22 protein-coding genes and 1 pseudogene are annotated in these 19,528 nt (G+C 69.3%); 10 read left to right on the top strand and 13 right to left on the bottom strand.

The genetic code is table 11. The features are described from left to right. The first annotated feature begins 12 nt into the window (after positions 1–12). From ABFX55_RS00115 to ABFX55_RS00100, 4 genes are all read left to right on the top strand, one after another. Positions 13–1,209, top strand: a complete 1,197-nt coding sequence (locus ABFX55_RS00115) for a sensor histidine kinase (protein ID WP_346116394.1) — start codon at positions 13–15, stop codon at positions 1,207–1,209. 239 nt (positions 1,210–1,448) lie between these two features. Beyond that, positions 1,449–2,189 carry an alpha/beta hydrolase gene (locus tag ABFX55_RS00110; protein WP_346116392.1) on the top strand — a complete coding sequence of 247 codons (741 nt, stop codon included), beginning with the start codon at positions 1,449–1,451 and terminating at the stop codon, positions 2,187–2,189. Further along, a complete protein-coding gene (locus ABFX55_RS00105; protein WP_346116390.1) occupies positions 2,182–3,300 on the top strand; it encodes an acyltransferase family protein in 1,119 nt (372 codons plus the stop codon). Before ABFX55_RS00110 ends, ABFX55_RS00105 begins: the two co-directional genes overlap by 8 nt. Positions 3,301–3,425: 125 nt before the next feature. After that, positions 3,426–3,572 (top strand): hypothetical protein, encoded by a 147-nt coding sequence (locus ABFX55_RS00100; protein WP_346116388.1) that lies wholly within the window; start codon positions 3,426–3,428, stop codon positions 3,570–3,572. Between the two features lie 89 nt (positions 3,573–3,661). Here the strand turns inward: ABFX55_RS00100 and ABFX55_RS00095 are convergent, their stop codons facing one another. The 3 genes from ABFX55_RS00095 to ABFX55_RS00085 all read right to left on the bottom strand — a co-directional run bounded on the left by ABFX55_RS00095 (position 3,662) and on the right by ABFX55_RS00085 (position 6,367). Beyond that, a complete protein-coding gene (locus ABFX55_RS00095; protein WP_346116386.1) occupies positions 3,662–4,477 on the bottom strand; it encodes a MerR family transcriptional regulator in 816 nt (271 codons plus the stop codon). Further along, positions 4,470–5,729, bottom strand: a complete 1,260-nt coding sequence (locus ABFX55_RS00090; protein WP_346116384.1) for an MFS transporter — start codon at positions 5,727–5,729, stop codon at positions 4,470–4,472. Before ABFX55_RS00090 ends, ABFX55_RS00095 begins: the two co-directional genes overlap by 8 nt. A 206-nt stretch (positions 5,730–5,935) precedes the next feature. Then, complete coding sequence (locus ABFX55_RS00085) at positions 5,936–6,367, bottom strand: DUF6463 family protein (protein ID WP_346116382.1); 432 nt, start codon at positions 6,365–6,367, stop codon at positions 5,936–5,938. A gap of 62 nt (positions 6,368–6,429) precedes the next feature. On the opposite strand from ABFX55_RS00085, the gene ABFX55_RS00080 reads away from it, so the two are divergent. After that, positions 6,430–7,020 carry a TetR/AcrR family transcriptional regulator gene (locus ABFX55_RS00080; protein WP_346116380.1) on the top strand — a complete coding sequence of 197 codons (591 nt, stop codon included), beginning with the start codon at positions 6,430–6,432 and terminating at the stop codon, positions 7,018–7,020. A 253-nt stretch (positions 7,021–7,273) separates the two neighbouring features. On the opposite strand, the gene ABFX55_RS00075 is transcribed toward ABFX55_RS00080, so the two are convergent. Beyond that, positions 7,274–8,044, bottom strand: coding sequence for a PIG-L family deacetylase (locus tag ABFX55_RS00075; RefSeq protein ID WP_346116379.1), 771 nt, complete (start codon positions 8,042–8,044; stop codon positions 7,274–7,276). 210 nt (positions 8,045–8,254) lie between these two features. Here ABFX55_RS00075 and ABFX55_RS00070 point away from each other — a divergent pair, with 210 nt between their 5' ends. Further along, positions 8,255–8,386, top strand: a complete 132-nt coding sequence (locus ABFX55_RS00070; protein WP_346116377.1) for a hypothetical protein — start codon at positions 8,255–8,257, stop codon at positions 8,384–8,386. Between the two features lie 244 nt (positions 8,387–8,630). On the opposite strand, the gene ABFX55_RS00065 is transcribed toward ABFX55_RS00070, so the two are convergent. Next, complete coding sequence (locus tag ABFX55_RS00065) at positions 8,631–9,209, bottom strand: GNAT family N-acetyltransferase (protein WP_346116375.1); 579 nt, start codon at positions 9,207–9,209, stop codon at positions 8,631–8,633. 118 nt (positions 9,210–9,327) lie between these two features. After that, positions 9,328–9,726, bottom strand: a complete 399-nt coding sequence (locus tag ABFX55_RS00060; protein WP_346116373.1) for a sigma-70 family RNA polymerase sigma factor family protein — start codon at positions 9,724–9,726, stop codon at positions 9,328–9,330. A gap of 336 nt (positions 9,727–10,062) precedes the next feature. Between ABFX55_RS00060 and ABFX55_RS00055 the strand changes: the two genes are divergently transcribed. Continuing rightward, positions 10,063–11,403, top strand: a complete 1,341-nt coding sequence (locus ABFX55_RS00055; RefSeq protein WP_346116371.1) for an FAD-binding oxidoreductase — start codon at positions 10,063–10,065, stop codon at positions 11,401–11,403. Positions 11,404–11,625: 222 nt separating this feature from the next. Here ABFX55_RS00055 and ABFX55_RS00050 read toward each other — a convergent pair whose 3' ends face one another. Continuing rightward, positions 11,626–12,111 carry an MmyB family transcriptional regulator gene (locus tag ABFX55_RS00050; protein WP_346116369.1) on the bottom strand — a complete coding sequence of 162 codons (486 nt, stop codon included), beginning with the start codon at positions 12,109–12,111 and terminating at the stop codon, positions 11,626–11,628. Positions 12,112–12,238: 127 nt separating this feature from the next. Here ABFX55_RS00050 and ABFX55_RS00045 point away from each other — a divergent pair, with 127 nt between their 5' ends. Beyond that, on the top strand, positions 12,239–12,652 hold the full coding sequence (locus ABFX55_RS00045; protein WP_346116367.1) for a hypothetical protein: 414 nt from the start codon (positions 12,239–12,241) through the stop codon (positions 12,650–12,652). Then, the gene (locus tag ABFX55_RS00040; RefSeq protein WP_346116365.1) at positions 12,640–13,041 is read left to right on the top strand and encodes an asparagine synthase-related protein; all 402 of its coding nucleotides are present in this window, start codon (positions 12,640–12,642) and stop codon (positions 13,039–13,041) included. The genes ABFX55_RS00045 and ABFX55_RS00040 overlap by 13 nt, the downstream gene beginning before the upstream one ends. Positions 13,042–13,065: 24 nt before the next feature. Here the strand turns inward: ABFX55_RS00040 and soxR are convergent, their stop codons facing one another. After that, positions 13,066–13,542 carry a redox-sensitive transcriptional activator SoxR gene (gene soxR / locus ABFX55_RS00035; RefSeq protein WP_346116364.1) on the bottom strand — a complete coding sequence of 159 codons (477 nt, stop codon included), beginning with the start codon at positions 13,540–13,542 and terminating at the stop codon, positions 13,066–13,068. A gap of 47 nt (positions 13,543–13,589) precedes the next feature. Between soxR and ABFX55_RS00030 the strand changes: the two genes are divergently transcribed. Further along, positions 13,590–14,273 carry a DUF998 domain-containing protein gene (locus ABFX55_RS00030; RefSeq protein ID WP_346116362.1) on the top strand — a complete coding sequence of 228 codons (684 nt, stop codon included), beginning with the start codon at positions 13,590–13,592 and terminating at the stop codon, positions 14,271–14,273. Positions 14,274–16,017: 1,744 nt separating this feature from the next. Here the strand turns inward: ABFX55_RS00030 and ABFX55_RS00025 are convergent. The 5 genes and pseudogenes from ABFX55_RS00025 to ABFX55_RS00005 all read right to left on the bottom strand — a co-directional run. Beyond that, positions 16,018–16,431, bottom strand: coding sequence for a VOC family protein (locus ABFX55_RS00025; protein ID WP_346116360.1), 414 nt, complete (start codon positions 16,429–16,431; stop codon positions 16,018–16,020). A gap of 180 nt (positions 16,432–16,611) precedes the next feature. Then, on the bottom strand, positions 16,612–17,085 hold the full coding sequence (locus tag ABFX55_RS00020; RefSeq protein WP_346116358.1) for a hypothetical protein: 474 nt from the start codon (positions 17,083–17,085) through the stop codon (positions 16,612–16,614). 549 nt (positions 17,086–17,634) lie between these two features. Then, positions 17,635–18,294, bottom strand: coding sequence for a serine hydrolase domain-containing protein (locus tag ABFX55_RS00015; protein WP_346116356.1), 660 nt, complete (start codon positions 18,292–18,294; stop codon positions 17,635–17,637). Beyond that, positions 18,203–18,697, bottom strand: a complete 495-nt coding sequence (locus tag ABFX55_RS00010) for a serine hydrolase domain-containing protein (RefSeq protein WP_346116354.1) — start codon at positions 18,695–18,697, stop codon at positions 18,203–18,205. The genes ABFX55_RS00015 and ABFX55_RS00010 overlap by 92 nt, the downstream gene beginning before the upstream one ends. A gap of 324 nt (positions 18,698–19,021) precedes the next feature. Next, positions 19,022–19,528: pseudogene (locus tag ABFX55_RS00005) on the bottom strand (hypothetical protein); the annotation flags it as partial.

Genomic DNA, 19,528 nt, shown 5'->3' with positions numbered 1-19,528 from the left:
CTGGGGCCATCCATGCCCTCTTTCCTGGGCCTGCTGCCGTTCCGGACCATCGATCTGGTCCTGCTGGCCGACATCCTGATCGCCTGGAGCTTGTTCAGCACCGGGCTCTCGGACCTCCTGGAGGGGCAGAGGCGGCTGGTGGCGTCTTCTTCCGGCGGCACCCAGGAAGGGTTCCCCGAGGCGTTCCTGTGGTTCGCGGCGGCGGCGTCCTCGTTTCCCCTGCTGTTGCGCAACTGGTGGCCGCTGGCGGCCTGGCGGCTGGCCACGGCTGGCATGCTCCTGAGCGTCCCGATCGTGCAGACGTTGATCTCCACCCCCTACTCCGTGGCAGCGGTCATCACCTACCCGCTGGTCGTCTACTCCGTCGCTGCTCGCTGCGAACGGGAGACCACCCTGGGCGTGTGGGTCCTCTCAGTGCTGGCCGCGGGGGTCCTCGACCCCTCCCATGCCCCTGATCTCCTGTGGAGCGGTGCGGCCCTGCTGGCCGTCGCCGCGATCCTGGGCTACAACGTACGCGCCCGGCGGCTGGCCGCCAGGCGCCTGGCTGAGGAGGAGCAGCGCAGCGAGCGGGCGCTGGCCGGGCAGGCCGCGCTGGAGGAACGGGCCAGGATAGCCCGGGAACTGCACGACGTCGTGGCGCACCACATGTCGGTGATCGCCATCCAGGCGGAGGCCATCCCGCTGAAGGCGGGCGGGGAGCCCAGGCAACTGGAGGAGGGCATGGCGGAGATCCGCACGCTGTCGCTCGCGGCCATGACCGAGATGCGCCGCGTGCTGGGCGTGCTGCGAGACGGGGAAGGGCGCACGGACACCGCGCCGCAGCCCGGCCTCGGCCGCCTGGAGGAGCTCGTCGGCACCGCGCGCTCCGCCGGGCTCACCGTGACGCTCAAGCTGGTGGGCGACCTGCTCGGGCTGCCCACGGCGGTGAGCCTGTCCGCCTACCGGATCACGCAGGAGTCGCTCAGCAACGCCATGCGGCACGCGCCCGGATCGGCCGTCTCGATGAGAATCGCCCGTTCCGGAGGCGAGCTGCACATCCAGGTGACGAACGGCGCCGGGCGCGGTTCCCCGGCGAAACCGGGACACGAGGGACACGGCCTGATCGGGATGCGGGAGCGGGTGTCCATGCTCGGCGGAAGCCTGTGGGTGGGGCCGGTCGGGACGGGGTTCGCGGTCACCGCCATACTTCCGATCGTCGAGAACGGATGACGATCCCGGCATGGCGCGGACCGGCTTCACCGTGTTCCTGAGCGCACAGCCGGACATCGATCGTGGGTGAGGCGGCCGACGGACGCCTCCACGCCTACGAGACGGGCCTGATGCGCCCAGGCGGTTAGACCTCCTCCCTCCGTGGAGGGATACGGAGGTGGGCACCCCGGAGTGATGTGATCGACGATCATGAATTCTAGCGTTCTGACTGGCTCTTCCACCCAGTCAGAAAGGCTCGCATGTTCCGCCGCGCACGAACAGTGGCCGCCGCCGCAGCGTTGACCTACCTCATCGTCCCTGCTCCCCAGGGTGACCGGATCATCAAGGTCTATGGGGATCTGGGCACGGCGGAGCACGTGGCCGTCATCGTCCCGGGTTCCGACACCACGGCCGCCACCTTCGACGGCGGCAGGGCCAAGCCGTACAGCACGCCGGGGGGAGGTGCCCGCGCGCTGCTGGCCGAGGCCCGGGCGCTGGACCCCGGCTCCAGCCTGGCCGTGGTCGCCTGGCTCGGCTACGACAGCCCGGCGACCGTCAGCCTGGCGGTGGCGACGGACACGTCCGCCGTCGCAGGGGGCGGGGCGCTGCGGCGCTATGTCACCGAGACCCTCAGGGGCAAGCGGGTCAGCCTGCTGTGCCACAGCTACGGGTCGGTCGTGTGCGCCAAGGCCGCTCCGGGGTCGGGCGCCGCCGAGCTGGCCGTCTTCGGCAGCCCCGGCCTCGGCGTCTCCTCCCCCGCCGACCTGGGCGGCCCCCGGCTGTGGGCGGGAAGCGGCGACCAGGACTGGATGCGCAGCGTGCCCAAGCTCCGGCTCGGACCACTCGGCTTCGGTCCGGATCCTGCGGGCCCCGCCTTCGGCGCCCACCTGTTCGAGACGGGTGAGTCCGGACACAGCGACTATCTCAAACCGGGCAGTGAATCGCTGCACAACCTCGCCCTGATCGCCATCGGCCGGACCGGCGAGGTGTCCCGTGGCTAGCGTCGCGACCCGGATCGAGACGGCCACCCCGGCGGACAGGGACCGGGGGGTGGACGCACTGCGCGCGCTGGCGATCCTGGGGGTGGTCCTGGGGCACTGGATGGTAACGGCGTGGGCGCGCGGGCCCGGCGGAACGATAAGCGTCTCCAGCCCGCTCATCCGCCTGCCGGAGTTCACGCCCGCGTCATGGGTGCTGCAGACACTGGCGGTGTTCTTCTTCGTGGGCGGCTACGCGGCGGCGCGGAGCCTGCGCGCGGCGAAGGGGTGTCCGGCCTGGGTGCGGGCCAAGATGGGGCGGCTTCTGCGGCCGGTCGGGCCGCCTGCGCTGATCTGGGCGGGGATCGCGGCCGGGCTGATGCTGAACGGCATGCCGCCGGGTTCGATCAGGGCGCTGGTGCTGCCGGTGGCCGCGCCGGTGTGGTTCCTGGCGGTCTTCGCCGCGCTTACGTCAGCCACTCCCCTGCTGATGCGTGCACGGCCGGGCGTTCTGGCCGTCTCGGCGGCCGGGGTCGTGCTCGCGGTGGACGTGGGCAGGTTCGCCCTCGGCGGGCCGGCCTGGCTGGGGTGGGTGAACCTGGCGGCCGGCTGGCTGGTGCCGTACGCGCTGGGCATCGCCTGGGGTCAGGGCGCGTTCACCTCCCGCCGGGCGGCGGTGGGCTTGCTGGCGGGTGGTGCGGCAGGGGCCGTGGCGCTGGTCGCCGGGTTCGGCTATCCGGCCAGCATGGTGGGGGTGACCGGCGCCAAGGTCTCCAACCTCAGCCCGCCCACGCTCGCCGCGGTCTGCTTCGGGATCGCCCAGGTGGGGCTGGCGCTGTTGGCGCGCGGGCCGCTCACCCGCCTGATGCGGCGGCCCCCGCTGTGGGCGGCGGTGGCGGTGGTCAACCTGTCCGCGATGACCATCTTCCTGTGGCACCAGACCGCGCTGCTCGTGACCGTCCTGGTGGCGCTGCGCTTCGGCGACCTTCCCGGCCTGCTGACATCTCCTGCCGAGCCGGTCTGGCTGCTGCAGCGGCTGGCTTGGCTCCCGGTCCTCGTCCTGCTGCTGGGTCTCGGGCTGCTGCCGGGCATGCTCCGGGGCTTCTTCAATGACCGGGCATCGTCATCGGGCTGAGGAAGCGCACCAGGTGCCCTCCGGCCGGCGGTCGCCGAGGCGGCATGGGTGGTTTCGCATGGTGAGGTCCAACCTCGAATGGGGCGCTTTGTCCTCCCGGGACGCGACTGCATGATCGGCAAAAGGTGCGGCTCGACCTCCTGCCCGGAGGGCAGGCCGGCCCCCATCTCGACACCACCCGGCTCACCCACGACACCGGCTTCACGCCGACCTTCGACGTCGCCAAAGCGGTCGCGGACTACGTCGCGTGGCGCGCCGCCAACCCTCGCTGAACGCCACCGGCAGCTCCAGCCCTCCAGGGTGACCAAGCTGGTCTCCGCTGCACCGGTTGCCGCGAGGTTGCGGCGGCGGCTCGGCAGCGTCAAGGTGGGGTGCGCTCTCCGGTGTGAGGCGGGGCGTGCTGTATTTCCTGGCTGTGACACAGGCGCTTGGCTGCGGCGAGCTTCACTTCGACGAGTTCGAGCACTCGGCGCTGCTGGGGGTTGAGGAGATCGTACGCATGCTCGGCGAGGGCGTGTGCGGATCTGTCGACGGGGACGGAGAAAGTGCTGTCGCCGAGTTCGTTCAAGAGTGGCCGGTAGATCGCGGCGAGACGCTGCGCGAGTGCTTCGATGTCGTCGTCCGTGCTGTCGCCGCCGAGCGCAGCCCAGGCCGCGAGGCTCTCCGCCGTCGCGTTGGCGTGTCCGGAGTCGCTGAGCCGCTCGTACGCGCGGATCAAGCTCCTCGCGCCTTCCTCGCCGATCAACTGCGTCAGCAGCAGCGCTTGGTCCCTGTCCAGCGCCGCGACCTCGCTCGGCAGGCCGACCTGTTGCAGGATCGCGTGGAACGGTGCCAGTTCCGGTGGCAGGTCCGGCAGCGTGCCGTGCTGTCGTAGTAGAGCCAGCATCTCACGCTGGCGGGTGAGCCGTTCGATCTGCTGAGCGAGCTCTGTGTCCAGCGCGTTCAGGATTTCAGGTCGAGTGTGGCCCGCTGCGTCGAGGATCGGCGGGATGTCCCCGAGCGGGACGCCGAGGGCGACGAGGCGGCGGACGCGCAGGATGCGGACGAGGGCGTGCACGTCGTAGTCGCGATAGCCGTTGCTCGAGCGTTCGGGCTCTGGCAGCACACCGATCTGCTGATAGTGGCGGAGGGTCCGGACGGTGACGCCGGCGAGGCGGGCGAGTTCGCTGCTACGCATGATCAGCCACGGTGCTGCCCTCGATTCGTGCGTCTTCGTGAGCGATGGGTTCAAGGTTACGCATCGACCGTGCGCACAGGGCGATGATCAGTGCGATGAGCCAGGTGGTGGCGACGGCGATCGCTGCGATATTGAGGCTCGTGAACTCGGTGAGCGCCCCTGCGAGGAACACGCCCAGAGGTGACGCGGCGGTGATGAACGCGTTCTGTGTCCCCATGACCCGACCACGCTTGTGCTCGGGAATGCGCTCGATCGACAGGACTCCGATGAGACTGCTGAACAGGCCGACTGACACACCGAGGATGAACGCGCCGGCCACGAGCATCCAGACCGAGGCGAGCGTGGCCAACACGGCGAGACCGACGGCGTTGCCGACCACTCCGACGACGAACCAGGACCTGCGGCGTCCGCGTCTGCCGGCGGCTGCGTATATGGCACCGCCGACGAGGGTGCCGCCGGCGATCGTGCTGAGCACGACTCCGAGCAGACCCGGCTGCTCGGCCTCGGTGAAGTACACGGGCAGGATGATGCCTTGGAGCGCGCCGGTCACGATGACCGCTGTCGTTCCCATGAGCGTCACCACGAGGACGAACCGATTACGGATCAGCTCCGCCCACCCGTCTCGCAGCTGACGCCACGCATTCCCCACGGGGGTCGCGGCCGTGCCGTCCGCGGTGACGATCGCGCCGACACGGTGCGGGATGAGCAAGGTTACCGAGGCCGCGGCGAGCGAGGTGCCCGAGGTGATCCACAGTGCGGTGGTGCCGTCGAACAGGGCAACCAGAACGCCCGCCCCGGCAGGCCCGACCAGCAGCGCGATCGCGCCCAGCGACTCCCGCAGACCGGTTATCCGCTCCGGTGAGACGCCGCCGTGGCGCACGATCGCCGGCAACAACGCTTCACGCGCGGTCGTCCCGGGCACGTCTCCAAGCGCGCCGATGACGCCGAACAGCACGAACCATCCCAGCGACAGGCCCGTGATCATGTCCACGATGGGCAGCGCGGCAACCGCCGCAGCGGACACGAGGTCGGTGACCACCGAGGACGTGCGCCGGTTGATCCGGTCAATCACAACACCCATGAACAGTCCCGCCAGCACGGCCGGCACGACGGTGGCCGCTGCGACCGTCCCGGCGCCCAGCGCGCTGCCGGTGGTCTGCAACACCACCAGCGGCAACACGATCGCCGCGACCGAGTTCCCAAGCACGGACAAGGAATACGACGCGAGGTACGCGACCGGAATCGACTTCATATCCCGCCATGCAAAACTATGACGCTACGTCGTAGTCAACTCGTCGCGCCCGCTGTTGCAGGGGCGGTGCGCCGCCAAACGCAGCAGCTGGTGCAATGCCGGCTCGCGGACGCCCTTGATGTTGCGGCGGTAGGGCGATCATGTGCAGTGAGTCACGGACGGTGCCGGTGACGACCTTGACGCCCAGCCCGACCTCTAGGTCGGACCTACACGCCTGGCTTGGCGGCCGGGTCATGGCGGGCTGCACGCAGGGCAAGCACCCCGATGGCTGTCAGGAGCACGCCTCCAGAGACAGGCTGGATGATCGTCATCGGCACGCCGGCGGCCAGCAGATAGCCGCCGATCTGGGCGGGCATGCGGCCGGTCCTCTTGACGGCCCACCGGGCGAAGGTGCCGAAGGCGAGGAATCCCATCCCGGCCATGAAAAACCATAGCGTCGACATGCGGACGTCGTTGTCGGGGACGGCAGCGTCACCGACGGTGTTGACGAAGCCGTTGCCGACGATGCCGCGCCAGTCGGCAACCGTGAAGGCAACGATGAAGTGCAGTGCGGCAGCCGCGATCGCCAGTCGCGGGACCCAGCGGTTCAGCCCCGTCTGTGGATGCGCAGTCGTGGCGGCCGACGCCGTCATGGCCATGGAACCCTCCTCGCTATTTACGGAACTGCAGTTTCGGAACTCAAGTTCCGTATACTGCCGCCATGCCGAAGGAGAGGCAAGGGCGACCGCGCGACAGTCAGATAGATCACACCGTGATCGAGACCGTGAGAGAGCTGCTGGCCGAATCGGGTTATGAGGGCCTGAACATCGACGTGGTCGCCGCGCGAGCAAAAGTAGGCAAGGCGGCCATCTACCGGCGTTACGCGTCCAAGGCGGAGCTGGCCTTCGCCGCGACCGTGCATGACGTCGATGATCTGCCGCCCGCACCGGACACCGGGTCGTTGCGCGGCGACCTATTGGTGATCGCGCACCGGGTCTGGCGCCGGATGAACGATCCAGCCGCCCGCCAGGTCGGCCCGGCGATCATCGCGGAACTCAGCCGAAGTCCAGGACTGGCGGCCAGATTCCAGCAGGGTCTTCTGGCTGCCGAAAGGCAGTCGTACGCCGCGGTCCTCAACCGAGCCGCCGGCCGCGGAGAGCTTCCTGGCCCCGTGGATCCGGAGCTCGTCCATCTGCTCGTCAGCGGTCCGATCTTCTTCTCGGCATACGGCTACCAGATCCCGATGGATGATGAGCGCCTCGAAGCCATCGCCACGACGGTCACGCTTGGCCTGACCGAAACCACACGCTAGGCAGCGTTCCGAGGGTCAGGAGGTGTCCGGTCCCCCGATCCACAGGCTCCGAACCTTACGCGGCGGCGGCGCGCTCGAAGGCGAGGCCGCGGAGCGATCGCCCCGCAGGCCGGGCACCCGCGCAGTCCCAGGAAGCCAACTGGTGCGAGCAGCAGGCTGACCAGCCGACCGCCGGGATGAGCGCGACGGGGACGCGCCAAGACCCCGGCGGCCTGAGCCGACGGGGTCTTGAGTGCATGGCCGTCTCAGCGGCTCAGGACCGCGGTCCTGAGAGGGCGGTCTCCGAGGCCCCGGTGTAGGAGACGCGCCGGTACCACTCGTTCGCCAGCATCTGGGCGCGGGCCTGCTCCGGCAGCGCGGTGAGCAAGGTCATCGACGCGCCGCGCCCGACCTCGGACTCGTGCGCATGCATGGCAGCCCACTTGCGCTCGGCCCACTGCCCGACATCGAGATGGGTGGTGACATGCTCGTCGGGGACGCCTGGCAGCGTCTGCCCCGGCTCGGGAGGCGTCCCGAACACCGCCTGCCAGTGCGACGCCACGACGGATCGCGGGATGGTCGCCAGGTACAGGGCGTGCGGACGCCACGGATCGCCCGCGTCCCTGTAGAGCTGGTCGTACCCGGCCGCTTCGACCGCGGCCATGGTCACCCGGTGCACGTGCACGTGATCCGGATGGCCGTATGAACCGTACGCGTCGTAGGTGAGCACGACATCGGGCCTGAACTCCCTGATGTGCTCGACGACCCGTCTCACCGCCTCGTCGAGCGGCACGTCCAGCAAGCGCGGGCTGCCGGGCGCGGACTCGGGCTTGCTGGCGTCGGCGTAACCGAGCAGCCTCGGCTTGCCCGCGCCGAGGATGTCCAGCGAGCGCTCCAGTTCTCCGGCCCGTCGGGTTCCCTCCGCCCACGTGCACGTGACGACGGCGGTCCTGGCGCCCTCGTCGGCGTACCTGGCCAGGGTCCCGCCGGTCCAGATCGCCTCGTCGTCCGGATGCGCATGCACACACAGCACCCCGAAATCCATGCGAACACCTCCTCAGTGATCAATGGCCGGTCATCGTCATGCTCGTGCATCCCTTGCCGTTCGTGGGCAGCGACTGCTGGGAGTGCGGGTCCAGAGCGCCTGAGAGAGGTCAGTCGCGGGGGGCGTGCACGCCCTCGCGGTAGCTGGGCAGCGTGGGCGCCCACCCCACTTCGGCCTTGGCCTTGGCGTTCGACACGCACGCCCTTGTCCATGGCGGCCACCGTGGCCGCCGCGGCGTCGGCCAGGTGGATCCACGACATGGTGCCGCCGCCGTTCCTGGGCACCGGCAGCTTGCCTGCGCGCAGCGCGGCGACGAAGCCCTCCGAGCCGGTCAGACCGTAGAAGGCGCCGTAGCGCAGAGCGATGCCCTCGATGCCGTCGGCGGTGCACACCTGCTGCTCGGTCGCCCGCATGGCCTCTACGGCGCGCAGGGCCGCGGGCGCCTTCTCCTGGCCGGGCCAGTGCGCCCCCGCACTGGAAGGAACTCCGAGCAGCCCAAGTCCCCGAGAGATCATGAAGCCCTGCTGCCCGTGAGCGTGGGGTCCAGTCGGGGTGGCGGCCGCTCGAACAGCGCGAACGCGTGCCGTCAGGGTGACGGACTGATCAGGGCGTGCAGGTGCATGTCGTGCCACCCGTCGGCGTGGAGATGAGCGCTGCGCCTGGTCCCCTCCAGGGCGAACCCGGCTTTCTCCGCGACCCGGCAGGACGCTTCGTTCATGGTCGAGTGGTTCAGGTACAGCCGATGGAGGCCCACGCCGAACGCCCATGCGCTGAGCGTCCGCACTCCGGCCGTGGCCGCGCCTCGGCCTCGGGCCGCGGCGCGCATCCAGTAGGCCACCTCGGCCTCTCCCGCTGCGCGGTCGATGCCACGCAGCGCGACCCTGCCGAGCACCTCGTCCGCCGCCGTGACAACCGCCCAGGTCGCGCTGGACTCGCTGCGCCAGCCCTGGGCGTAGCCTTCGATGAGTTCTTCGGCCTCGCCGATCGAGTCGACGGTGCGCGCGTGCCAGTGGCGCGTGCCCGGGTCCTTGAAGGCGTCGAGGATCATGGGAGCGTCCTCCCTCCTCCAGGGCCTCAGAAGAAGGCTCCTCTCTGACGTCAGGACCGGCTGCGGGGTGTGACTCAGCGAACCGGGCGCGATGACCGGGAGGACGAGTTGGGGCATACGGTTTCTCCATCATGTGGGGGCACGGAGTTCCTATTCTCCGCCCCCTGCGCGGGCCAAGAGCGGCGGTGGTCTCCGGTCAGCGGCGCTCAGATCGATCAGCGGCCGGCGCGCAGCCTCACGTTGCGCAGGACTGCGTCGTCGTACCGACAGAACCCGCTGAGGAAGGAAACCGATCACGGAACCCGTGAACGTCGCGATCATTTACTACAGTGCCACAGGCAACCTTCATGCCTTGGCGCAAGCCGCCGGGCGCGGAGAAGGCCGGCGCGCAGGTGCGGCTGCGCAAGGTCGCCGAAACGGCCCCACGGGAGGCGATGTGAGGTGACCTTGCAGGGGTGATGAGGCCGTCGTCGATGCGCACCGCCATGACGGTGTCGATCTCGCCGTTGAGCCGGAAAACCAGCGCCGGGCAGCCGTTGACCTGTGCCGGCTGCAGCAACGTCGCCGCGGCGATCCTGCCCAGCACGTCGGTCACCCGGTCGGCCCCCACGACAGGCTCCAGCGCGGCCCGCACGACGCCGCCACCGTCACCCAGGAGGACGACGTCCGGCGCGAGGACGTCGATCAGGACCTCTCGACTGTGTCACCCACCAGACGCCGAGCCAGGCCGTTTTGTGACACCGTGTCGTCCGCTGTCGCTTGAGGTGGCGCCGAGGCAGCGTCGTGAGCGGCGGTGCGTCAGACATCTCCGGTGGAGCTCCCTGTGTGTGGCGCACGTCACACGGCTGCGCTGTCACAGGGATCAGGTCGCCGGCATCTTGTGTTCGTTCAGTGCAGCACGCTGCCGGGCGGCGACTGTCGGCCCGGTCGGTTCGGACAACCAGAATTCTCCTGTTTTGGAAGGAACATCATGACTTCAGCGCTTGAAACCCTTCGCCGTGACTTCGGCGGCGACATCATCGAACCGGGCGGAGCGGAGTACGAATCGGCCAGCCGCTCGGTCTTGTCTTCGGGTAGTCCGGCCTATGTCCTGCGACCCGAGAGCGTCGGGGACGTGCAGGCGGGTGTCAGGTTCGCTGCCGGCGCAGGGCTTGTGCTGTCCGTTCGTGGCGGCGGCCACGGCTTCGCGGGCTTCGGCACCAACGACGGCGGCATCGTGATCGACCTCAGCAGGCTCGCGAACGTGGAGGTCATCGACAAGGATCGCCACCTCGTGCGGATCGGCGGCGGCGCCACCTGGGGTCAGGTCGCGGCCGCCCTGGCCCCGCATGGCCTGGCGATCTCCTCGGGCGACACCAAGAGCGTCGGTGTCGGGGGGCTGACGTTGACCGGCGGCATCGGCTGGAAGGTCAGAAAGTACGGCCTGGCGCTGGACAACGTGGTCGGCGCAGAGGTGGTCACGGCGGACGGAGAGGTCGTGCACGCCAGCGCGCAGGACAACCCGGAGCTGTTCTGGGCGATTCGCGGTGGCGGCGGCAACGTCGGGATCGTGACCGCCTTCGAGTTCGCGGCACACCCGACGACAGACGTCTTCTACGGCAAGATCTCTTTCCCGGCGTCGGAGGCGGCCGCCGTGCTCCAGGGCTGGGCGGACTACCTCCGCACCGCCCCCGAAGAGCTCACCTCCATCGCGAGCTTCGCCAATCCCTTCGCCGGCGGACCCGAGGCGCCGGTCGAGATCCATCTCGCCTTCGACGGCGACGACACGGAGCTCGCCACGAAGGCCATCGACCCGATCCGTCGCCTTGGCACGGTGATCGACGACGACGTCGCGCTGAAGCCGTATGCGGACACGCTCGTGGATGGTGTGACGCCGCCGCCCGGCATCCGGCTCGTCACCCGAAGCGCATTCGTCGACAGGGAATCGGTGCCAGAGGCCCTTCGGATCCTTGCCGAGGTCGGGGCATCGGTGGGGTCGCCGTTCATCGCCGTTCGCAGCGTCGGCGGTGCGGTGTCCCGAGTCCCCGACGACGCCACCGCCTACGCGCATCGCCGAGCGGAGTTGATGTTCGTGACCACCACCGCGGGTCCGGCTCCGGTCGTCGAGGCCGCTCGTCCTGCCCTGGAAGCGATCTGGGCGAGGCTCGCACCTCACGTCAACGGCGCCTACGCCAACTTCCTCGCCTCTGCCACCGAGGACGATGTCGCCGCGATCTATCCGGCGCAGACCTACAAGCGGCTCGCGGCGGTCAAGCGTCAGTACGACCCCGGCAACCTGTTCGCCCGCAACCACAACGTCCGGCCCCAGTAGGCCTCGCGGACAAGCACAAGCCCCGACCGGCGCCGTGCACCGCAAGTCCTGGACGAGACAGCCCCGCGGTCGCCACGTGCCAGGACTGACCCACGCCTCGTCCTCACCGCCACCCAGAAGACCTGCTCGGCGCTCTCGAGGAACTGAGCGAGACCGGTTGGAGACCGATCTGGGCGCGGTGTGGGTCGTCCAGGCCTCGCTCCCCACCTGTGTGAGCACTCCTCAACAGGTGGCGACCACGCGCAGCGCGCCGGGACGGCGGCCGGTGAGCCGGTCGAGCGCGGCCGAAGCGGCCTCGTCAGCGGGCAGATAGACCAGCAGACGCTGCTCGTCGGCGTCGGGCAACTCCAGGCACTCGAAGGCAAGACGCAGCTCGCCCGCTTCGGGATGGTGCCACCGCTCGATGCCGATACGGCGGGGCAGGCCGGGCTGGGCCTGCATGCGTTCGGCGAACGCCGCCCCGGCGGTGAAGGCCAGCTCGTCGGCGAGCTCGGCGGCGAGCGCATCAGCGCGCGAGGACTCGAGCTTGAGCAGCGCAGCCTGCTGGTCGGCGATCTGCTCCCAGTCGGGGAAGGCGGTGCGGGCCCGCGGGTCGGTGAAGACGAAGCGGGCCAGGTTGGGGTGTTCGGCGTCCAGCAGGCCGAGGGGTCCGGCGAGCCGCTGATAGCCGGTAGTGGTGGCCAGGACGTCGTTGAGCCGGTTGAGCACCAGGGTGTCAGGTATTCCACACTGATCCCGGCCACCGCGGCCAGCTCGGCCCTGTGCAACCCGGGCGTGCGCCGCCTGCTCCCACCGGGCTGCGAGTTCGGCGCTGCTGGCTGGGCGAGGAGCGGCCGTGCGCCTGACCGGGCACGGCTGTGACGAGGTCACCCTGCTGCCCGACTGCTACTTGCACGACCTGGCTTATCGCCACCCGGCGGCGCTCTGGCCCCACCTGCGCGAGCAGCGCTCCAGGGCCCGGTGGCCGCTGTGGGCGTGCGCCCGCGCGCTGGCCGACCGGCGTCCCTATGCCGCCTGGCCGGCGGATCAGGCGGAGACGCTCAGCGCGCCGCTGTCCCGCTTCCGTCCGGACTTCGGATGGGAGCAACCGCTCCGCATGCCTGACTGGACGACCGAGGCCGCGACGGACGCGGTCCGCCGGCAGCTCGTCACGTGCTCGGCCGAGCCGTACTCCCCCCTGCGCGCCCAGCACCAGAGCCTGTCGAGCACCGTTCCATCGCCGCCTCCGTCGACGGCGTGCGGGTCCTGACGGGCCGCGTGGGCGCCCCCGTGCACGCCCCCTATCTGGACGATCACGTCGTCGCCGCCTGCCTGGCCGTACGGCTGGACCAGCGGGCGATGCCCGGCGCCTACAAGCCGCTCACCCGGGGCGCGATGCGCCCGGTCATGCCGGCCGAATGCCTGGAACGCACCACCAAGGGCGAATTCTCGGCCGACATCTACCAGGGGTTGCGCCGCCACCGCGACCAGCTCCTGACCCTGCTCGACTGTTCGCTGCTGGTGGAGCGCGGCCTGGCCGACGCCGCCGCCCTACGCCGGGCCTGCGCGCGCACCCCGGCCGAGGGCGGGCCGGGCGTGCTGGCACTCGACGTCTTCATCGCCGCCGAGTCTCGGCGGTGTAGTCCTTCAGAGAAGTAGCAGCACACTCTGCGCCCAGGACACTCAGGAACGGCCCAACGAACCTTTCCCAGAGTTGAGACGGTGTGGCCCGCTGCCCTTCTCGCCCAGCCGATCCTGCGGATTCACCAGCGCACACTGCTCGAACGACAGACACCCGCACCCGATGCACTCGGTGAACAGATCACGCATCCGCTCCAACCGCTCGATCCGAGCGTTGAGCTCCTCACTCCAACAGTCGGACGCCCGCCCCCAGAACTGCTCGGTCGGTGCCGCACCCTCCGGCAGAATGGCCAGAACCTCGCCGATCACCGACAGCGGAATCCCCACATTCTGCGAGGCGCGGATGAAAGCCACCACCCGCAACGTCGACCGGTGGAAACGACGCTGATTCCCCTCCGTACGCCGACTGTGGATCAGCCCCTGACGCTCGTAGAACCGCAACGCCGACGCGGGCACACCGCTGCGATCGGCGAGCTCGCCGATCGTCAGCTCCTTCGCATTCCAGGGCACACCACTCATACCCCCCGATCATAGGAGTTGACTTAAACATTGCTTCAAGTCCCAGCATGAACAGAGTGAACCGCAACCTCCTCCTGCTCAGCGGGGTGATCGGCCCAGCGCTCTTCGCCGTCGTGTACTCCATCACCGGAGCCCTCCGCCCCGGCTACAGCGCCTGGCATCACACCATCAGCACCCTCAGCCTCGGCGACCATGGATGGATCCAGATCGCCAACTTCATCCTCTACGGAATCCTCACTCTGGTCTTCGCCACAGGCCTCAGACACGCACTGCGCGGCGGCCCCGGAGCCCTGTGGGGACCCATCCTGCTCGCCGTCGCCGGACTCGGCCTCATCGCCATCGGCCCCTACGTGACCGACCCCGTCCTCGGCTACCCCACAGCCACGCCTGCTGTACCGAGCGCCGACGGCACCATCCACAACCTCGTCAGCCTGATCGTCTTCATCGTCTTCCCCGCCGCCGCCCTCGTCCTGGCGCGACGCTTCGCCCGCGACCAGTGGCGTGGCTGGGCCCCCTACTCGATCGCGACCGGCATCCTCTCCATCGCCTTCGTCCTGCTCTTCTTCACCGCCGTCACCGCCGCCGGCGGCGGTGACGGCGGCAACTCCCCGGCCGGGATGCTCGAGCGGATCCCAACCCTGATCATCGGCCTCTGGCAGGCCCTGCTCGCCCTCCGGCTCATGAACCAGACACCCGCCACCGCCGGCGCCCCGAGCCTCACAACCCGCTGACTTTCCAGTACGGCAAGCCGCCAGGGGAGGGGGCGGCTCGCCGATCCCGGCTGATTGTCGGCACGGCCTGCCACCATCGCCGTGCGAGGTGGGGCGCCCTGGCATGCCTGGAGGCACCTTTATGCCGGTCAGTTTCCTGTCCGCGGAGGACTGCACCTGCGCGATGTCGCCGCCCGGTTCGTCATCACTCAGGGTGCCAAGAAGGGCAGCGCCTCTCCCCCGCCACCGTTCTGCGGATGCTGCGCGAGCATGATGCGGCAACCCAGACAGCCGAAGCCACCTCGGTGTCTAGTGCCGGATCGGGCAACGTTTGCCCTGTTGCGGTGTGACGCGCCGTCCGGGTGCTGTGCCGGGCGGCGCGTGGCCGTCACCCTGGCTGGGTGGCAGCATGATCCGCCGCTACATGATCTGGGGGAACCGCCATGCCGACGACCGCCGCCTCCGAGCCGTCGTCGCCAAGGCAAACGTGGCCTGAGACGGCATCAGTCGGCCTGAAGGACGAAGAACAGGAAGCACAAGAACTTCCCCGAGGGCCTGTCCCCGAAGGCCTCGGGGAACACTTCGCGGGCGCTCGGTGCGGGGGCCGGTTCGCTGATGGCGTGATCCGGAAGTCGGCCCCGGTGAAGGCGTCGGCCATCGCGTGCAGCGGCCGGCTCCAGAAGGTCATCAGGGCGGTGTGCCCGCCGAGGGTCCATTCGTCGGAGCTCTTGCGGGTCGCGAAATAGCTGGTGCCGTAACCGGCTTGCAGGAAGTCGGCGAAAGGGTGATTGACGGACACGATCAGCCGGCCGCCGGGCGTCAGACGGTGGAGGTTCCGGGGCAACGGCGACCACTGTGAATGGTGGCAAGGAGACGGACGGCCGGTAGTGATCACCGGCAGCGGTTCCACCTCCGACGGGGCCAGCGGCCTTCGATTGCGCGCCCAGTACCGCGCCACCCCGGAGACTTACACCGTCCGCTCACTCGACGGCTAAGCGCCGACTTGTTGCGCCCTGCACTGTTCGGGTAGACCGTGGCGTGTGGCGGACGGCGACATGGTCGGCGCGGGCGTGAGAGTCCGCACGGTCACGCTCGACGCCGGCGAGGAGTTGACGGCGATCGTGGATCTGGCCGAATGCCGGCGCGACCGGCCGCGCGAGCGCGCCGCAGTTCGAGCGCTGAAGGCAAGAGCCCAGCCTGAGACAGGCTGGGCTCGGCTACTTCTACGGGTGGATGGCGGCGCTCCACTGGCCGCGCCGGAGGCGGATCGTCCGCGCCGATCGCGGCCTTCGGTGACGCGTTGCGTAGTCTGCTGGAGGTATTGATGCTGCCGGAAACGGCCGATCTTCCGCAGATGGCCGAAACCTACTCCGCCACAATCGAAGAGTGGGACTCTTATCCGAGTCATACAAGAAGCCCGGGACCATACGCTATGCACACCCGAACACCAACATCCTGGGATCCAAGGGAGCCAGTCCGGGGAGCCAACGGCTTCAAACTGGCTTCGACGGCTTGCGACCTCTCCAGAATGTCGCCGCAGGTGGAAGGCTCCCCGTTCGACTCCGTCAGACCGGTCTAGACCCTTTGCTCGTGGCTGCGCGTCAAGGACGTCAAGGGGATCCTGATCCCGGCGGTGCTCCCGGCCGTCTCCATGGCCCCGCTGCTGCTCGGCATCGCGACGTGGTGAACCGTCCCACTTGATCCACGAGTGGCTGGTCCGGCCGTGGCCGCGTCACCCACACTCGCCAGAGGCTTTCCTCGGCGGCTACTCCGCGTAGGGCTGGTCCGCTCCCTGGGCGCTGTAGCCGAGACTCCAGATGTAGCCGTCCGGGTCGGCGAAGGAGCCGCCGTACCCGCCCCACGGCAGGGCGCCGGCGGGCTTGAGGATCGCGGCGCCGGCCTTCGCGGCCTCCGCGATGATCTCGTCGACCCGCGCCTCACTGCGGACGACGTAGGTGAGGACGAGCCCGCTGAAGCCGCTGCCTTCCGGGCTGGCGCCCACCTGGTCGGCCAGGCCTTCGCGGCCGTAGAAGCCGACGGGCGTGGCTCCGTCCGACTCGAAGAACACCGAGACGCCGTAGTCGTCCTTGATCTTCCAGCCGAGCCCCTCGGTGTAGAACTGCTTGGCCCGGTCCATGTCCCGGACGCCGAGGAGGATCGAGCTAACGTGCGCTTTCATACCTTGTCTCCTTTGTGCTCTAGGGATGCGGCACATGCGAGTCACGTTACAAACGGCTCGGTATCCAGCGCTTCTTGATTCGTGACCGGTTTGGTCACCTGTACTCCGCACCGCTCCGACGGTAGACGCCGGCGCCGGGACCGGCGTCCTCGTGGCGCAGAAGGTCGAACGGTTGACGGGTTACCCCCGCTTCTCGTAGACAGCGCCCGTCATCCCCCACATGAACACCGCGCCGAGGGGGTTGTCCGGGAAGTCCGCCTTCAGCACCCTGGTGAGGAACTGGGCCATGCCGCAGTCGTAGCGGCTCCACAGCGCCTCACCCCTGTTGTAGACCAGGACGGGCCACGCGGCGGCATCCAGGTCCGTGGTGTCCCAGCACAGCAAGTCGGCGGTGGCGCTGACACCCCAGGTGATCAGCAGCGGACGGGCGCCCTCCAGATCGGGCGTCTTGTCCTCGGTCAGCCAGTCGGCCTCGGCGTTGGCCGTCTCCATCACCATCCCGTCCCGCCGCGCCTCAGACAGCGCCACCCTGGGTTCCGGCTCACCGATCGACAGGTAGTCCTGCACTGATCCGGACCCGTACACCTGCATGAACCGCTGATAGTCGGGCGGGAACGACCGCCCCCACGACTCGGTCATCCGAGCCCAGTCCACCAGCGTTCCGTCACCAGCCGGTGGCGGCATGAGCCGCTGTAGGACATCAACGTCAGCCGCCGCACTCATCGGCACCTCTCTTCCACGTGCCCCATCATCACAGCGAACTTCGCGGGCTGATAACCCGGCAGGGCCCGAAGCACCGGCGCCACCCGAGTCCGCATGACGATCTCTTCGCTGCCCGCCCTCCTGATCACCTCGGCCAGCGCCGTCGCCCCCGGCCGCAACTCCTCACGAGCCCTCCGTTCGCAAGGGACGACAACGGCGGCCCTGGCGGGCACTCCTTGCCGAACACGACCGCCCGCCAGGGCCGGCGCGGTGTCGATGGCGAAGGCGTCGAGGGGTCGAGCCCGCCGGGCCCGTCCCGGCTGCGGGTTTGATCACGGCACGGTCCCGACGGCGGGCATCGGCCAGGGTGAGCGAGCCGGCGTATTCCTTGGTTCTGTTCTGAAGTCCACTTGCATGGACGGATGGTGGAACGCGGTCTCGTCGGTGCCCGGGGTGTCTGGGGTGCTCAGGCGAACAGGGCCAAGACGGTTCGATTCACTGTCAGTCGTCGATTGCCTGGTAGAGCGTGGTCCAGAAGTCGAGGATGGCCCGCGTCGAGTCCGGGTTGGTCGTCCCGACCTGGGTGAGCAGGATTCCGATGAGCTGCTTGTCCGGGTCGCCGTAGGTCGAGGTGCCGGCTCCGCCGTCCCAGCCGAACTGACCGATGGACGCGTAGTCCGCACGATAGGTGCGCACCGCCATCCCGAAACCCCAGCCGCCGTGCTGCCCCTGGCCGAACGACACATGGACGTATTTCTTGGCCAGGGCGGTTCGGAGGGCCGTCTCCTCGGGCGTCATACGGTTGGTGGTCATCAGCTCAACAGCGGGCCGCGACAGGATCCGCTGGCTGCCGTGCATCCCGCCGTTGAGCAGCATCCGGAAGTAGGCGTGGTAGTCGTCGACGGTGGAGACCAGCCCACCGCCGCCGCGGACTGGAAGGCCGGAGGCCGGCTGACCCGTCCGCCCGCCGCCTCGTCCCACACGATGAGCTTGCCGGTCTTCGGGTCGGGCGCGTAGAGGGGCGGCAGCCGGTCGATCTTGCCGGCGGGCACGTGGAAGCCGCTGTCCTTCATCCCACAGCGGATCGAAGATGCGCTCGCGCAGAAAACGTCTCGAACGGCTTGCCCGTGACCCTGGAGACCAGCACGCCGAGGACGTCATGGCTGATGTTGTACTGCCAATGTTCTCCAGGCTGGTAAATCAGCGGAAGCGTGCCCAGGCGGCGCATCCACTCATCCGGCTTCAGGATCGGGACCCCTTCCTGGGGGTAGAGCCCCCGCTCGAAGATCGCGGCCGTGATCGGAAAGGTCAGCACCGTCGGGTCGATGCCGAGCCCGAACGTGGCGGTCATCAGGTCCCGTACGGTGATCGGCCGCTGCGCCGGCACGGTGTCGTTCAGCGGGCCGTCGGGCCGCTTCAGCACCTGCCGGTCGGCGAGTTCGGGCAGCCACTGGTCTACCGGGTCGTCCAGCCGCAGCCTGCACTCATCGATCAGGACCGTCGCCGCAGCCATCGCGACCGGCTTGGTCGTGGAGGCCATCCGGAAGATCGTGTCCCGGCGCATCGGCGCGCCACCTTCAGCGCGCATCGTCCCATCGCTTCGACGTGCGTCTGCCCGTCACGGCTGACCAGGGCCACCAGTCCGGGAATCTTCCCGGACTCGACATGCCGGGCCAGCACCTCGCGCACCCTGCGCAGCCCGGCTTTGGACAAGGAGGCCCCTCCAGAGCTCAGGTTCTTGGGGGATCGGGCCGGTGGCCTGTCGAGACAGCGGTGGGCCGAGACAGCGGCGCTCGCCTCGGCGCTTCCCGACGCAGCCACCAGACCGCCGACCGCCAGCGGAACGGCGCCCAGCGCTCCGAGGATCGAACGGCGGGAAGGGCCATGGTCAGCGGTGGTCAGGCGAGGGATGCGGCGAGTTCATGGAGCCGCCGCTGCTGTTTTCCATCATGAATCCCCTTGCGTAGGTGTTCGATCTGGTGAGCCCGCCCCGGACGTGGCGCTGATGGCTTCGATAGCGACGCACGGGGGTCGAGGTTGAGCACGGCAGGCTCTGGCCGGCTCCCCTGCTCTTGCTCGGGGCGGACTGGCCCGCGCTCTGCCTGACAAGCGGTAGCTGCGCGGGTCGGCTTGCCGTCAGGCGGGCGTCGAGGGCCGCGGTGACCTTGCGGATCATGTCCGCCAGGGTGGGGATGGGCGCGCCGCGGTGGGTGCGGGCGGCTGCTTCGACGGCGACGAGGACGGTCTTGCGGAAGCCTGCTGCTTGACCAGGCTCATGGCCGCAGTCAGGGCCGGCAGCACGGAGGTCGGCGAACGGCCGGATGGCGGCTTCAGTGACCGAGACGCGGGTGCCACCGGAATACGGGCGGAAACGGGCTGCCAACGCGATCGCGCG

The sequence above is a fragment of the Nonomuraea roseola genome, from assembly GCF_039535395.1.
GTDB classification, from domain to species: domain Bacteria; phylum Actinomycetota; class Actinomycetes; order Streptosporangiales; family Streptosporangiaceae; genus Nonomuraea; species Nonomuraea roseola.
The sequence above is the reverse complement of the archived record's forward strand: the minus strand, read 5'-3'. Positions and strand labels throughout refer to the sequence as shown.

Bases quoted from the DNA above. Each gene is read 5' to 3' on its own strand.
- ABFX55_RS00115 (WP_346116394.1), top strand. From the start codon at position 13: ATGCCCTCTTTCCTGGGCCTGCTGCCGTTCCGGACCATCGATCTGGTC.
- ABFX55_RS00110 (WP_346116392.1), top strand. From the start codon at position 1,449: ATGTTCCGCCGCGCACGAACAGTGGCCGCCGCCGCAGCGTTGACCTAC.
- ABFX55_RS00095 (WP_346116386.1), bottom strand. From the start codon at position 4,477: ATGCGTAGCAGCGAACTCGCCCGCCTCGCCGGCGTCACCGTCCGGACC.
- ABFX55_RS00090 (WP_346116384.1), bottom strand. From the start codon at position 5,729: ATGAAGTCGATTCCGGTCGCGTACCTCGCGTCGTATTCCTTGTCCGTG.
- ABFX55_RS00085 (WP_346116382.1), bottom strand. From the start codon at position 6,367: ATGGCCATGACGGCGTCGGCCGCCACGACTGCGCATCCACAGACGGGG.
- ABFX55_RS00080 (WP_346116380.1), top strand. From the start codon at position 6,430: ATGCCGAAGGAGAGGCAAGGGCGACCGCGCGACAGTCAGATAGATCAC.
- ABFX55_RS00075 (WP_346116379.1), bottom strand. From the start codon at position 8,044: ATGGATTTCGGGGTGCTGTGTGTGCATGCGCATCCGGACGACGAGGCG.
- ABFX55_RS00070 (WP_346116377.1), top strand. From the start codon at position 8,255: ATGGCGGCCACCGTGGCCGCCGCGGCGTCGGCCAGGTGGATCCACGAC.
- ABFX55_RS00065 (WP_346116375.1), bottom strand. From the start codon at position 9,209: ATGCCCCAACTCGTCCTCCCGGTCATCGCGCCCGGTTCGCTGAGTCAC.
- ABFX55_RS00055 (WP_346116371.1), top strand. From the start codon at position 10,063: ATGACTTCAGCGCTTGAAACCCTTCGCCGTGACTTCGGCGGCGACATC.
- soxR (WP_346116364.1), bottom strand. From the start codon at position 13,542: ATGAGTGGTGTGCCCTGGAATGCGAAGGAGCTGACGATCGGCGAGCTC.
- ABFX55_RS00030 (WP_346116362.1), top strand. From the start codon at position 13,590: ATGAACAGAGTGAACCGCAACCTCCTCCTGCTCAGCGGGGTGATCGGC.
- ABFX55_RS00025 (WP_346116360.1), bottom strand. From the start codon at position 16,431: ATGAAAGCGCACGTTAGCTCGATCCTCCTCGGCGTCCGGGACATGGAC.
- ABFX55_RS00015 (WP_346116356.1), bottom strand. From the start codon at position 18,294: ATGACGTCCTCGGCGTGCTGGTCTCCAGGGTCACGGGCAAGCCGTTCG.
- ABFX55_RS00010 (WP_346116354.1), bottom strand. From the start codon at position 18,697: ATGCGCCGGGACACGATCTTCCGGATGGCCTCCACGACCAAGCCGGTC.